This is a genomic window from Microbulbifer mangrovi, assembly GCF_002009015.1.
GTDB lineage: Bacteria > Pseudomonadota > Gammaproteobacteria > Pseudomonadales > Cellvibrionaceae > Microbulbifer > Microbulbifer mangrovi.
Genome location: NZ_LZDE01000298.1, coordinates 1 through 13,244, shown reverse-complemented (window position 1 = coordinate 13,244; position 13,244 = coordinate 1). Strand labels below are relative to the sequence as shown.

Genomic DNA, 13,244 nt, shown 5'->3' with positions numbered 1-13,244 from the left:
AAAATTATGGCCACAGAAAGCAGCTATTATGTTCCCGAGCAGTCCCGGCTGCCGATCTTCGCCACCATAGGCCTGTTCCTGACGGCCTTCGGCGCCGCCAACTGGGTAAACGGCGGCAGTTCCTATATTTTCTTCGCCGGTGCAATTGCCATGGCAGCAGTGCTGTGGTTCTGGTTCGCTGCGGTGATCCGCGAGAACATGCAGGGACTCAATAGCGATCAGCTCAAGCGTTCCTATGTATGGGGAATGGGCTGGTTCATCTTCTCTGAAGTGATGTTCTTTGCCGCGTTCTTCGGCGCACTGTATTACATTCGCACCTTTACCCTGCCGTGGCTTGGCGGAGAGGGTGATCGCGGCTCCTCCAACATGCTGTGGGAGGGATTCCAGAATACCTGGCCATTGATGGTGACACCGGACCAGGCGGTGAGTGGTGAGTCTGCCAAAGTGCTCGGGCCCAAGGGCATCATCGACCCCTGGCATCTGCCCTTGCTGAATACCGTATTGCTGCTGGCCTCCAGCGTAACCGTGCATATCGCACATGTTTTCCTCAAGAAAGGCAAGCGCCAGGCATTTAATCTTTGGCTGGGTGCCACGGTAATCCTCGGTGCCGCCTTCCTGTTCTTCCAGGTGGCGGAATACCTGGAGGCTTATCAGCATCTGGGATTGACGCTGGAATCCGGCATTTACGGTACAACTTTCTTCATGCTCACCGGTTTTCACGGCGCCCACGTGACGCTCGGTACCATCATGTTGCTGATCATGTTGCTGCGCTCGGTGATAGCCCATCACTTCAAGCCGGATGATCACTTCGGCTTCGAAGCGGCCAGCTGGTACTGGCACTTTGTGGATGTGGTCTGGGTAGGATTGTTTATTTTTGTCTACGTACTGGGCGCATAACGAGGGACGTTAACGGTGGATACGAATCGCCGTATCCACCAAATAGTTTTAATATTTGTTTGCCCAGGGCGCGGTATTGGAAAGCATGCCGCTGTGGAATCCGTACCAGATGGTGACCAACAGCAGCGCGGCGAGCGTGACCCGTATGCCAAGCGCATACAGGGTACGCTTTGACTCCGGTGCGCCCATGTCGCGAAGTAAAAAAAGCAGAGCACTGGTCAGGCTAGCCAGCACGGCGAGAAACAACAATACAATGATTGTTTTAAGCCACATAATTTAACGCCATTTATAGAAGTATTATTGGCATGACAGTTCCGAAAATGTCGTCGAAAAAAGGCGGCAACGCATTACCCACCGGGACCCTAACTGACGCCACGGAAGCGGGAGAACCATCGCGAGCTGCCAGTGTAGCATTTATCCGCAGCTGGCCTCTCAGCCTGCTGTGTCTGTGCTTTTTCCCGCTGCTACTAGGTCTCGGTAACTGGCAGTTACAGCGCGCGGCTGAAAAGCAAACACTGCTCGAGCGCATCGACGCCCGCCTTTCTGCACAGCCACAAAAAATCGACCAGCTAGACGCGCCACAGTCCTACACGCCCGTGCGTCTGCTCGGGTTCTACACGGACGAATATTTTTATCTCGATAACCGTACGCGAAATGGCCGCGTTGGCTATGAAATCCTGCAGGTATTTGAAACCGGCAACAGCAACCGCGGCAAAAGCCGCTGGCTGATCAACCGGGGTTGGCTGCCGGCCGCCAGCCAGCGTTCAGTGCTGCCGGAAGTGCGCTACCCGCTCGCGGCCAAGGTGATTACCGGGTTTATCTATCCCAGCGACACGGAAGCCGGACAAGAGTCCAATGAAGTCGTGCCGCGCATCGCACCTCACGACCGTATCCAGTCTCTCAGCCTTATTGTCGACAACGGGCTGCGGCTTGATCATCCTCAGTGGCATATCCGCCTGAGTGCTGACTCTGACACGGCACTGTTCACAGATTGGCAACTGGTGAATACAAATCCACAAAGGCACCGGGGCTATGCGGTACAGTGGTTTTCCATGGCTGCGGCACTTTGTCTGCTGTGGTTGCTCGCCGCGACCAATATTCGCAAGATGGTTCGGCAAAAGTGGTTTAAAAAACCGACAAAACAGACATAATCAACACATAACAATAACGAGCGCCCAGCTGCAGCGTCTTGGTGGTCCTGTAGCAACAGCGGCGCAGCAGCGAGGTAACCCCGTGGCACAGAACACCCATTCCGAAAGCGCAGCGATCAGCGAAGGCTCCGACAATCACGGTAAGGTCTCCGGCCTCGGCCGCTGGTCGGGGCTTGCGGTATTTGCCTCGGTGGCCCTGCCCATGCTCGCCGCCTACATCGTGTTTTACAGCGGCATCGGTATGCCCACCAATACGGTCAACCAGGGCGAGCTGCTCACGCCGGCACAGAATGTGGCCGACATTGAGTTGATATCCAGCGACAGCGATCCCGTTGTGCTGGCTGATGAGGCACCAATGTGGCGCTACCTGATTGTCGGTGATGAAAAGTGTGCGGGCGAGTGTGAAAAGCTTTTGTACACCACCCGCCAGGTGCATATCCGCCTCGGTGACAAGGCGCACCGGGTTGAACGGTTGCTGGTAACTGGTTCACCGCTCACGGAGCTGCGTCACAAGGATCTTGCGAGTCAACACCCGCGCCTGCGGTTTACCACCGCAGACCAGGCCCAGATAGACCAGTGGCTCGCCGACAGTGATCACGCCCAGCTACAGCGCCCCAGCGCGCTGCTGGTAGATCAGAATGGTTTTGCGATGATGGTCTACGACAACCACCACAGTGGCAACCAGTTACTCAAAGATATCAAACGACTGCTGAAGTACTCCTACGAAAATTAGCGGCCCGGCAACGGGGCCCACAGCAACAACTCATTCGGGAGAGAGCGAAATGGATGTGGAATCGGACATCACCGAACTGCGCAAGAATTACAAGAAAGACTGGCGTTTTCGCCTGGCTTTGATCGGCACCGGACTCGCTCTGGTGGTTGTGGTGCTGGGTGCGTTTACCCGCCTGTCCCATGCCGGACTCGGCTGCCCGGACTGGCCGGGTTGCTACGGCCACCTGCTGTGGCCCAATGAGGGCCATGAAATAGCGGCGGCCAATGCGGCATTTCCGGATACCCCGGTGGAGACCGACAAAACCTGGCCGGAGATGGTCCACCGGTACTTCGCCGGCATATTGCTGATGCTGGTAGCCGGTCTCACCTATATGTTCTGGCGTCGCCGCGGCCACCGCGGATTTATCCAGAGCCATATCCTGCTCGGCATCATCCTGCTGCAGGCCGCATTCGGCATGTGGACGGTTACCCTGAAGCTGTGGCCGCAAGTGGTGACCGCGCACCTGTTGGGCGGCATGGCAACATTGTCGATCCTGTGGATGCTCGCAGAGCGCCTGCGCTATCGCAGGCGACTGATCCCGCCTCATGAATTCAGTGCGCTGCAGAAGCTCAGGCCGCTGGCGGTGATTGCGGTGGTCGCGGTCTGCTTGCAGATTGCCCTCGGCGGCTGGACCAGTTCCAACTATGCCGCGCTCGCCTGTCCGGATTTTCCAACCTGCCACAACCAGTGGTGGCCGGACACAGATTTCAGCCAGGGTTTCAATGTTGCGCAACAGATCGGCCCCAATTATCTGGGGGGTGCGATGGAAAATGACGCGCGCACCGCAATCCATCTTACCCATCGTATTGGCGCCATTATCGTTACTCTCCTGGTAAGCCTGCTTGCTCTGCTCGCGTGGCGTGCTGGTTCACCTCGCTGGGCGCAGGGTTTACTAGTGGTTTTGTGCTTGCAAGTAGGGTTGGGAATTGCGAACGTAGTGATGTTCCTGCCACTGCCGATTGCCGTAGCGCATAACGCCGGCGCAGCGCTGCTTTTATTGAGCCTGCTGACATTCTGTTATCGAATCAATACGGTGCAGCCGGCAATAAAAAATTATCCGTAGCGCACAAATTTTTATTCAGGAATTTTTTTCAGGAGATTAGACAGGATGTTTTCACAGAGGATTGAGTAGTACCTCAAGGTTTGAAGAAAAGGGAAATCACCCTGCGATTTCCCGCCACCGGATTTACATAACATCCGGTGCCACAAGTCAGGCCACAGGGAATTGGCCAATATAATAATGACAACGAGGTGGTAACCATGAGTACCCAGGCAGTAAGTGTGCAACGTGCCAGCTGGCGCGATTACTATGAACTCACCAAACCGCGGGTGGTGATGTTGATGATTCTCACCTCGGTGATCGGCATGTTGCTCGCCGTTCCCGGGATGGTGCCGATGGATATCCTGATTCTCGGCAACCTGGGTATTGCGCTCTGCGCCGGTTCCGCGGCGGCGGTCAATCACCTGGTGGATCGCCACGTCGATATCAAGATGGCCCGCACCACCAACCGTCCCATCGCCCGGGGCAGGGTCGAGCCACAGAAAGCCATTTTGTTTGCCCTGGTACTCGGCTGCAGTGGCATGGCCATACTGCTCGCCTTCGTAAACCCGCTCACCGCCTGGCTCACCCTGTTCTCGCTGCTGGGTTACGCGGTGGTGTATACCATGTTCCTGAAGCGGGCGACGCCGCAGAATATTGTTATCGGTGGCCTCGCAGGCGCTGCGCCGCCGCTGCTCGGTTGGGTTGCAGTCACCGGGGATGTACACGGTCACGGCCTGTTGCTGGCGCTGATCATCTTTGCCTGGACGCCGCCACATTTCTGGGCGCTGGCAGTACACCGTCGGGACGATTACGCCAAGGCAGAAATCCCCATGCTGCCCATTACCCACGGCGTGCGCTATACAAAAATCCATATCCTGCTGTACACCATTATCCTGTTTGCCGTGACCCTGTTGCCTTTCGCCACCGCCATGCTCGGCTGGTTGTACCTGCTGGGAGCGGTGGTACTGGGTATCGGCTTTCTGTACTGGGCAGTGGAAATGCTGCGGGATAAAAAACCCAATGCCGGCATGGAGACATTCAAGTATTCCATCATTTACCTGATGGCCCTGTTCTGCATCATGCTGCTGGATCACTACCTGGTAGCCCTGCCCACCAGCGGAGTGTGATCATGAGCGAGAATGTTCAGCACACGGCGGAACAGAAACGGGGAATCCTGCTCACCGTAGTGGTGATGGTGTTGTTTATGCTGGCGGTGCTGGCTGGTTTCCTGAACAAGATGGGCCAACCGCGGGTGATTACCGACGCAGAATTGCGCGCGAACGGCGCCATCAAGCTGGAGCGGCCGCGGATCCTGGATGAGTTCGAGTTGCTGGCCGATTCCGGTGAGGCATTCAACACAACCGAGCTGGCCGGACGTTGGACTCTGGTGTTTTTCGGTTTCACTCACTGTCCCGATGTCTGTCCTGCAACCCTGTCCACACTCAACCAGTTTTATCAGACCCTGGATGACGACACCCGCGGCGATACCGATGTCCTGCTGGTTTCCGTGGATCCGCAAAGGGACAAGCCGCAGCAGCTGCACGACTATGTGCGCTACTTCAATCCGGACTTTTTTGGCGTAACCGGTGAATTCCTCAACCTGAAACGGTTCGCCAATCAGCTTAATGTTCCCTTCAACAAGGTGCCGCTGGAGGATGGGGGCTATACCGTCGACCACGGATCCCAGGTGGTGCTGATCAATCCCCGCGGTCACTACCACGGATTCTTCAAGGCGCCACTCGACCCGGCCAAAATGAAACTGACGTACCGCTCAATGCGAGCCACGTACAACGGGTAGTTGGGTCCCGTTCACTGAATTGGTAATGCACAGGCGCTAGAATGGCGCCTGTACCCGTTTGTTGAACTTGAAAATGGATTTTCTATGTTTTCACTCAATGTCTATCGGGGTGCGCCGGTTATCGGTGCCGCCGAGCCTTTCGATAATAAAAGCCAGTGGTTGCCCGCGGCATTCCTGTGTCTGCTTGCTATTCCCCTTGGGTGGATAGGCGTTTTTGCACCGGTCATCTGGTTGGGACTGGTGGCAATTGAAAACACGCGCGGCTGGAAAAAAGCGCTGGCGTTCATCATTACTGCACTGCTGATGCTTTTGGTAAACAGCGGCAAGATCCCCGGTAATGCCCACGTTGCCCTGCTGGAGCCCTACACCGACAGCAATGGAAACCAGATTTACGCGAGTTTCCGCCCGGCCAAGGCGATGATCGCGCTGACCCTGGTGCTGTTTATGATCCTGCGTCCGCAGTCGCTGAAACGCACTGATTTTGCTGCTGTTGCCATCGCCATCGCAGTACCAATTATTGCGGGTCTTTTTCTGCTGCCCATTTACCCCAAACTGAACGCAACCATCGCCATCGCCGCACTGATCAATCTGCTAGTGGTGTGTATTGCAGAAGAGGGCTTCTTCCGCTGGATATTGCAGCGCGGCCTGGGCTTGTGGCTGAAGAAATTACCCTGGCTGGCCACGGTCATTGTGACCCTGCTGTTTGTTACTGCGCACACGGCCTGGGCGGCCTCACCGCTGATACTCGCACTGGTGGGGCTGGCGGGGCTGGGATATGCGCTGGTCTGGCAATTGCGCGGCAGCTTCTGGGCCTGTGTGCTCACACACTGGGGCGTGAACCTGCTGCACATGACGCTTCTCAAATATCCGGGCTAGGAATCAAACGTGGAACTGACCGTAAACGGTAAAATTGTCAGCGAGAGTCCATCGCAAGAGGATTTATCCCGCTGTATCGGCGAGCTTTCGGAAGCGTCGGACAGCTTCATCATTCTCGCCCGGGATGACAAGACCTACATCCAGGCGGCGATATTGCAGGGCGGTGGCGTGCAGCTGGAGTATCAGGACGGCTCTTTGCAGCAGCACTACGAGTGCTCTGACAGCCATCTCACCAGGGGTAATCTACAGGATATTTTTTTCTGGTATCTCACCGGTGACGAGCGCTGGCAAAACCGTTTCCCGTGGCGGGCGCTGGCGCTGCCGGAATACCGCCCGCGCAATCGCACCGAACCCTGGGTCTGGCGTGTGGTTATCACGGCAGGGGCCGCGATTCTGGTCGCGATCGCCCTGGCCAACCTGTACGGCTAGACCTCAGTTCACTGCTTCGCGGTGAAACAGCTGTCCTAGCAGGAAGAGTGTACCTGCCGCCAAGACGATGGATGGCCCGGCGGGGCTATCCCAGATAACGGAAGCGGTAAGACCGAGTACAACGGAGATACAGCCGATCAGCGATGCCAGGCCCGCCATCTGTTCCGGCGTGGTGGAAATCCTGCGCGCGGCGGCAGCGGGAATAATCAGCAGGGCGGTGATCAGCAGCACGCCCACGACCTTCATGGCGATGGCAATCAACAGCGCCAGCATCAGCATCAAAGCCAGCCGGATCCACTCCACGCGGACGCCCTCCACTGCCGCCAGCTCCTCGTGCAGGGTAAATGCCAGTAGCTTCGGCCACAGGGTCAGTAACAGCAGGGCGATCACCGCGGCGGCGGCGGCCATCAGCACCAGATCCTGGGTAGAGACCGCCAGCAGGTCGCCGAGCAGCAGCGACAACAGGTCCACGTTAATATCCAGCAAGCTGACGGTAACGATACCGAGAGCCAGCATGGAGTGGGACAGTATCCCCAGCAGGGTGTCTACCGACAGGTTCTGGCGGCGCTGGAAATACACCAGCAGCAGAGCCAGCAGGCAGCTGCTCGCACCAACGGCCAGAGTGGGCTGGATATGCAGTACAAAGCCCAGGGTCACACCGAGAAGTGCGGAGTGGGCGAGGGTGTCACCGAAATAGGCCATGCGCCGCCACACCGCGAAGCAGCCCAGGGGGCCGCTGACCAGGGCCACCAGCAGTCCCGCGGCGAGGGCGTACCAGATGAATTGACTGTGCAATAGCTGGGAATATTCGCTCACGGTCAGTCTCGCTCGGATCTGTCATCAGTGGGGGGCTGGTGGGCGTGGTCGTGATCACAGCAGTCATCGACCACCTCGCCACTGAGGTCGTGGTGGTGATTGTGCTGGTGGGTGTAGAGGGCGAGTTTGTCGCCAAACATTTCCAGGTAGGCCGGGTCTTTGCTCACCTGCTCCGGATGGCCGTGACAGCAGATATGCTGGTTGACGCACAACACCCGGTCGGTCGCCGCCATTACCAGATGCAGGTCGTGGGATACGAGTAATACGCCGCAGCCCAGTTCATCGCGCAGTTGCGCAATCAGTTGATAGACCTCGCCCTGGCCGCCGAGATCCACCCCCTGGGTGGGTTCGTCCAGTACCAGTAACTGCGGTTTGCGCGCCGCTGCGCGCGCCAGCAATACCCGCTGCATTTCCCCCCCGGAGAGGTCTGCCAGGCGCGCGCTGGCCAGTTGCGACGCGCCCACCCGGGCGAGCGCGTCCGCCACTTTCACGTTTTCGATACCCAGCTGCAGAAAGCGTCCCACGGTCATTGGCATGGTGGCGTCGATCTGCAGGCGCTGGGGCATGTAGCCCAGGCGCAGACCGGGGCGTCGCTCGACGCGACCACTGGTGGGGCGGGTCAGGCCGAGAAGCAGGCGCAGCAGGGTGGTTTTGCCCGCACCATTGGGGCCGATGACGGTGACGATTTCCGCGGGCTCAAGCTCGAGAGAGATGTCCCGCAGCAATTGCCGCCCGGCAATTTCCAGACCGAGACTGTGGGCGCGGATAAGCGGCTGGCTGGCAGTCAGGGGACACTCCTGTGATTTGACGGTGACTTGGCCATATAAAGGCGGAAGAGCACGTTACCCTTACCCGGGTCGCGGGGCGAATGGCTGGCGAGTGTACGCCGGGTATGATTATATCGCACTTTTTTTCGCCCCCGCCGGCCCGGCCGAATCTCAAAATCCTGGTGGTCACCTTGCCTAGTAGTCGTGTAAAGCCATTCCTTGCCCAGCTGTTCATTCTGGCCATCACTCTGGTGTTGGCCGCCTGCGGCGGTGACAAAAGTGCGAACAAATCGCCGCAGCCAAGCGCTGACCCTGCAGAAAAAGCGACGTTGGTGGTGAGTATCGGCCCGCTGGCGATGATTGCCCGCGAGATTGCCGGCGAGCAGGTGGCGGTCCGGTCGCTGATTGGCAACGGAGATCCCCACCACTATGCGCCGAGTGTCACTGATCGTGTGGCGATGGAATCCGCGCAGCTGGTGGTGTGGCTGGGCCCGGAAATGGAATCGGTACTGGCGAGACAGATGGCACTACTGCCCGAGCAACGGCAGCTGGGCCTGCTGGCCGCGGGCGGCTACGAGTATGACGGCGCGGATAAGGACGACCCGCACCTGTGGTTGCGCCCGCGCAATGCGGCGGTAATGGCGGCACATATCGCCACGCGCCTGGCGGAGTTGAACCCCGACCTGGCGCAGGAATTCCGCGTGCGGGCACGGGACTTCTCACGCGCAATGGCCAACCTGCAGAAGGTCCAGGATCGCGCCCTGTGGGCCTATCGCGATGTGCAGATTGTCTCTACCCACAAGGCCTACAGCCAGTTCTTCGGCCCCGCCGGGGTAACCGTGAATAGCCTGAGTGGTTCCTCCAGTCACCAGCACGGCGCGCGCGCCATGCTCGAGCACCGTGAAGCGAACGAAGCCGGGACCGGGCGCGGCTGCCTGTTCGGCGAGGTGCCGGCGAATGAGCGCGATCGCCAGACTGCGGAACACCTCAATCTGGGATACCAGCCGCTCGATCCCCTCGGAACCCGCCTGCCTGCCGGCGCAACTTATCCACAGCTTATGGAGCAACTGCTGGCGGATGCGCGCAAATGCCTGGGAGCGATTCCGGATCGGAGCGCCGCGCCCTGAACGGCGCTGCAGGAATTTATTTGAGCGGGTAATTGCCGCTCGGTCGCTCCGTTCAGGACGGTTCCTGTAGCGGTTCCTCTTCGATTTCTGATTCCTGTGCCGGGTCGATACTGGAGGCTTCCTCGTCCACTTCGATCTCGGCGGGCTCCAGTTGCTCGAGCTGTTGCGGAGTTTCCTGCGCCACTGTGTCGCCACTGAGGCGCTCGCCCTCGAGTCGAAAAGCTTCCAGTTGCTGCAGCTGTGCGGCCTCGGTACTACGCAACAGCTCCTGTCGCTGTTGCTTGGCTATCTGCTCGGCGACGGACTCCTCGTCCGCAGCTGATTCCGTTGCGGTAATCTCTGGCGTTGGATAGCCGATGACTTCCACGTGTTCCATCACTTCCGCTTCCTCACTGACATCGGATTCTTCCTCGGCCAGTGCGGTCCCGGCGATGGCGCAGGCCAGTAGCGCTGCGGCAAATTTGCGGGGGCTCATGTTGATCACCTCTATGCGACTTCCCTGATAACAGCCTAGAAGCCCGCGCGCTGAGTGTGGTGACAGTGCGATGACTGGTACGGGGTTGGCGACAGGGTGAATCGGCAAAATGCCATTGGCGGGGGCGCGCTGTGAGCACCGCGAGTGCAGCGGGACGAGCGAAAAGATTCCATCGCGGTTATCCTGTCGCCCAACGAAAGCCCCGCAAAGAAAAACCGGACTTCCCATCTATTTATGAGTAACGACAAGACTTCTTCCGCGCCATTGATCCTGGTCGATGGATCCTCCTATCTGTATCGCGCCTTCCACGCTCTGCCACCCCTGGCGACCAGCAGCGGCCAGCCCACCGGGGCGGTGCGCGGTGTGATTTCCATGTTGCGCAAACATCTCAAGGAGCACCCGGACAGTCCGGTGGTGGTTGTTTTTGACGCCAAGGGCAAAACGTTCCGCGACGAGCTGTTCGAGGACTACAAGTCCCACCGGCCACCGATGCCGGACGATCTGCGCGCACAGATCCAGCCCATCCACGACATCATCGATGCCATGGGATTGCCGCGGCTGGTGATCGACGGGGTAGAGGCGGACGATGTGATTGGCACCCTGGCGCTGCAGGCTGCCGACAAGGGCATGGATGTAATCATCTCTACCGGCGACAAGGACATGGCCCAGCTGGTGCGCCCGGGGGTGACCCTGGTAAACACCATGTCCAACACCGTGCTGGATGTGGACGGGGTGAAGGAAAAGTTCGGCGTGGGCCCTGAGCTGATCATCGACTTCCTCGCACTGATGGGCGACAAGGCCGACAATATTCCGGGTGTACCGGGCGTGGGCGAGAAGACTGCGCTGGCACTGCTGCAGGGGCTGGGCAGCCTGAAAGATATTTACGCCGACCTGGATGCCATTGCTCCGCTCGGCTTCCGCGGTTCCAAAACCCTGGCCAAGAAAATGCAGGAGCACAAGGACGCGGCAGATATGTCCTACGTGCTCGCCACCATCAAGACCGATGTGGAGATGGACTATCAACCGGAGTCCCTCACCAACGGCGAGCCGGATACCGACAAACTGCGCGAGATGTTCAGCGAGCTGGAATTCCGCAGCTGGGTGGACGAGCTGGGCGGTGACGGCGATGCCGAAACGGCCGCGGAGGCACTCGCCGTCGAGCGCAACTACAGCATCATCCTCGATGAACAGGAACTCGACCGCTGGCTGGAAAAACTCGCCAAAGCCGAGGTGTTTGCATTCGATACGGAAACCACCAGCCTCAATTACATGCAGGCAAAACTGGTGGGTGTGAGCTTTGCCGTGGATGCGGGGGAGGCCGCCTACCTGCCGCTGGCCCACGACTACATGGGTGCACCGCAGCAGGTGGACTTCGACAGCGCGCTGGCAAAACTGAAGCCACTGCTCGAGGATGAAAACCTCCACAAGGTCGGCCAGAACCTCAAGTACGACAGCCATATTCTCGCTAACTACGATATCGAACTGCGCGGTATCGCCCGCGACACCATGCTCGAATCCTACGTGCTCAACAGCACCGCGAGCCGTCACGATATGGACAGCCTCGCGCAGAAATATCTCGGCGAATCCACGGTCAAGTTCGAGGATATTGCCGGCAAAGGCGCCAAACAGCTGACCTTCAACCAGATCGAGCTGGACAAGGCCGGCCCCTATGCCGCGGAAGATGCCGATATCACCCTGCGCCTGCACCAGGACCTGAGCGGACGCCTGGCCAAGGAGCCGAGCCTGGAGAAAGTGCTCGACGAGATCGAGATGCCGCTGGTGCCGGTACTGGTACATATCGAACGCAACGGTGCCTACATCGACGCGGCGATGCTGAAAAAGCAGTCGGTCGAGCTGGAAGAAAAAATGCGCGATCTGGAACAGAAGGCCTACGAGGAAGCGGGCGAGGAGTTCAATCTCGGCTCCACCAAACAGCTGGGTGCGATCCTGTTTGAAAAGCTCGAAATCCCGGTGATCAAGAAAACACCCAAGGGGGCACCCTCCACTGCGGAGCCGGTGCTGCAGGAGCTGGCCCTGTCGCACAAGCTGCCGGCGCTGATCATGCAGTATCGCGGTATGGCCAAGCTCAAGAACACTTATACCGACAAGTTGCCGCAGATGATCGACCCGGCCACCGGCCGTGTGCACACCTCCTATCACCAGGCGGTAGCGGCCACCGGCCGCCTGTCATCCAGTGATCCCAACCTGCAGAACATCCCGATCCGCACCGAAGAGGGCCGTCGCATCCGCCAGGCGTTTGTTGCGGATCCGCGCATCAACGGCGGCAGCGTGATTGTCGCGGCGGACTACTCCCAGATCGAACTGCGCATCATGGCGCACCTGTCCGGAGACAAGGGCCTGCTGGATGCCTTCGCCGCGGGCGCCGACATTCACCGCGCTACCGCGGCGGAAGTATTCGAGGTGCCGGCGGAAGAGGTGAGCGATGAGCAGCGCCGCCGCGCCAAGGCGATCAACTTTGGCCTGATTTACGGCATGAGCGCCTTCGGTCTGGCCAAGCAGCTGGATATCCCGCGCGCGGATGCCCAGACCTATATCGACCGCTATTTTGAGCGCTACCCCGGGGTCCTCGAATACATGGAGAACACCCGCAAACAGGCCGCGGACAAGGGCTATGTGGAAACCCTGTTCGGTCGCCGCCTGTACCTGCCGGAGATCAACTCCCGCAATGGCATGCAGCGTCAGGCCGCGGAACGCACCGCGATCAATGCGCCGATGCAGGGAACTGCGGCTGACATCATCAAGCGTGCGATGATCGCCGTGGATGCCTGGCTGCGTGACGAGGGGCTCAAGTCCCGACTGATCATGCAGGTTCACGATGAACTGGTACTGGAAGTGCCGGCGGATGAGCGGGATCTGGTGGTAAAACGTATACCGGAGTTGATGCAGGCGGCCGCGGAACTGGATGTACCGCTGATTGCAGATCTCGGGGAAGGGGCCAACTGGGACGAGGCGCACTGATCTTAAAGTGCACGATGTTAGTGCCAAGGTATCGCTGCCGGGTGTGGCCTTGCGAGACCTCCGAAAAAAGGGATTTTTTCGAAGAGCCCCCAAGGGATGGGTTCACGGCGTGTCT

General features: G+C 58.9%; 14 protein-coding genes. 10 read left to right on the top strand and 4 right to left on the bottom strand.

Translation table 11 applies throughout. The annotated features are described in order from the left end of the window. The first annotated feature begins 6 nt into the window (after positions 1-6). Positions 7-897 (top strand): cytochrome c oxidase subunit 3, encoded by an 891-nt coding sequence (locus B4U49_RS08530; protein WP_078084157.1) that lies wholly within the window; start codon positions 7-9, stop codon positions 895-897. Positions 898-945: 48 nt separating this feature from the next. Here the strand turns inward: B4U49_RS08530 and B4U49_RS08525 are convergent, their stop codons facing one another. Further along, the gene (locus B4U49_RS08525) at positions 946-1,170 is read right to left on the bottom strand and encodes a DUF2909 domain-containing protein (RefSeq protein ID WP_078084156.1); all 225 of its coding nucleotides are present in this window, start codon (positions 1,168-1,170) and stop codon (positions 946-948) included. Positions 1,171-1,202: 32 nt separating this feature from the next. Between B4U49_RS08525 and B4U49_RS08520 the strand changes: the two genes are divergently transcribed. From B4U49_RS08520 to B4U49_RS08490, 7 genes are all read left to right on the top strand, one after another. Continuing rightward, the gene (locus B4U49_RS08520; protein ID WP_078084155.1) at positions 1,203-2,048 is read left to right on the top strand and encodes an SURF1 family protein; all 846 of its coding nucleotides are present in this window, start codon (positions 1,203-1,205) and stop codon (positions 2,046-2,048) included. A gap of 82 nt (positions 2,049-2,130) precedes the next feature. Then, positions 2,131-2,781, top strand: coding sequence for an SCO family protein (locus tag B4U49_RS08515; protein WP_193432828.1), 651 nt, complete (start codon positions 2,131-2,133; stop codon positions 2,779-2,781). 49 nt (positions 2,782-2,830) lie between these two features. Continuing rightward, positions 2,831-3,883, top strand: coding sequence for a COX15/CtaA family protein (locus B4U49_RS08510; protein ID WP_078084154.1), 1,053 nt, complete (start codon positions 2,831-2,833; stop codon positions 3,881-3,883). Between the two features lie 197 nt (positions 3,884-4,080). Beyond that, positions 4,081-4,989, top strand: coding sequence for a heme o synthase (gene cyoE / locus B4U49_RS08505; RefSeq protein ID WP_078084153.1), 909 nt, complete (start codon positions 4,081-4,083; stop codon positions 4,987-4,989). Between the two features lie 2 nt (positions 4,990-4,991). Next, positions 4,992-5,660 carry an SCO family protein gene (locus B4U49_RS08500; RefSeq protein WP_078084152.1) on the top strand — a complete coding sequence of 223 codons (669 nt, stop codon included), beginning with the start codon at positions 4,992-4,994 and terminating at the stop codon, positions 5,658-5,660. 84 nt (positions 5,661-5,744) lie between these two features. Beyond that, positions 5,745-6,536, top strand: coding sequence for a CPBP family intramembrane glutamic endopeptidase (locus tag B4U49_RS08495; RefSeq protein ID WP_078084151.1), 792 nt, complete (start codon positions 5,745-5,747; stop codon positions 6,534-6,536). Positions 6,537-6,545: 9 nt separating this feature from the next. Then, a complete protein-coding gene (locus B4U49_RS08490) occupies positions 6,546-6,965 on the top strand; it encodes a hypothetical protein (RefSeq protein WP_078084150.1) in 420 nt (139 codons plus the stop codon). 3 nt (positions 6,966-6,968) lie between these two features. Here the strand turns inward: B4U49_RS08490 and B4U49_RS08485 are convergent, their stop codons facing one another. Next, a complete protein-coding gene (locus B4U49_RS08485) occupies positions 6,969-7,781 on the bottom strand; it encodes an iron chelate uptake ABC transporter family permease subunit (RefSeq protein ID WP_078084149.1) in 813 nt (270 codons plus the stop codon). Positions 7,782-7,783: 2 nt separating this feature from the next. Continuing rightward, a complete protein-coding gene (znuC, locus tag B4U49_RS08480) occupies positions 7,784-8,569 on the bottom strand; it encodes a zinc ABC transporter ATP-binding protein ZnuC (protein WP_078084148.1) in 786 nt (261 codons plus the stop codon). 161 nt (positions 8,570-8,730) lie between these two features. Between znuC and B4U49_RS08475 the strand changes: the two genes are divergently transcribed. Then, positions 8,731-9,675: a metal ABC transporter substrate-binding protein gene (locus tag B4U49_RS08475; RefSeq protein ID WP_420811469.1), complete on the top strand. Its 945-nt coding sequence runs from the start codon at positions 8,731-8,733 to the stop codon at positions 9,673-9,675. Between the two features lie 52 nt (positions 9,676-9,727). Here the strand turns inward: B4U49_RS08475 and B4U49_RS08470 are convergent, their stop codons facing one another. Beyond that, positions 9,728-10,150, bottom strand: a complete 423-nt coding sequence (locus B4U49_RS08470; protein ID WP_078084147.1) for a hypothetical protein — start codon at positions 10,148-10,150, stop codon at positions 9,728-9,730. Between the two features lie 234 nt (positions 10,151-10,384). Between B4U49_RS08470 and polA the strand changes: the two genes are divergently transcribed. Further along, entirely contained in the window at positions 10,385-13,129 is a 2,745-nt protein-coding gene (gene polA, locus B4U49_RS08465; protein WP_078084170.1) for a DNA polymerase I, read from the top strand. Positions 13,130-13,244: the final 115 nt, after the last annotated feature.

Coding starts and splice junctions, on each gene's coding strand:
- B4U49_RS08530 (WP_078084157.1), top strand. CDS start 7: ATGGCCACAGAAAGCAGCTATTATGTTCCCGAGCAGTCCCGGCTGCCG.
- B4U49_RS08525 (WP_078084156.1), bottom strand. CDS start 1,170: ATGTGGCTTAAAACAATCATTGTATTGTTGTTTCTCGCCGTGCTGGCT.
- B4U49_RS08520 (WP_078084155.1), top strand. CDS start 1,203: ATGACAGTTCCGAAAATGTCGTCGAAAAAAGGCGGCAACGCATTACCC.
- B4U49_RS08510 (WP_078084154.1), top strand. CDS start 2,831: ATGGATGTGGAATCGGACATCACCGAACTGCGCAAGAATTACAAGAAA.
- cyoE (WP_078084153.1), top strand. CDS start 4,081: ATGAGTACCCAGGCAGTAAGTGTGCAACGTGCCAGCTGGCGCGATTAC.
- B4U49_RS08500 (WP_078084152.1), top strand. CDS start 4,992: ATGAGCGAGAATGTTCAGCACACGGCGGAACAGAAACGGGGAATCCTG.
- B4U49_RS08495 (WP_078084151.1), top strand. CDS start 5,745: ATGTTTTCACTCAATGTCTATCGGGGTGCGCCGGTTATCGGTGCCGCC.
- B4U49_RS08470 (WP_078084147.1), bottom strand. CDS start 10,150: ATGAGCCCCCGCAAATTTGCCGCAGCGCTACTGGCCTGCGCCATCGCC.
- polA (WP_078084170.1), top strand. CDS start 10,385: ATGAGTAACGACAAGACTTCTTCCGCGCCATTGATCCTGGTCGATGGA.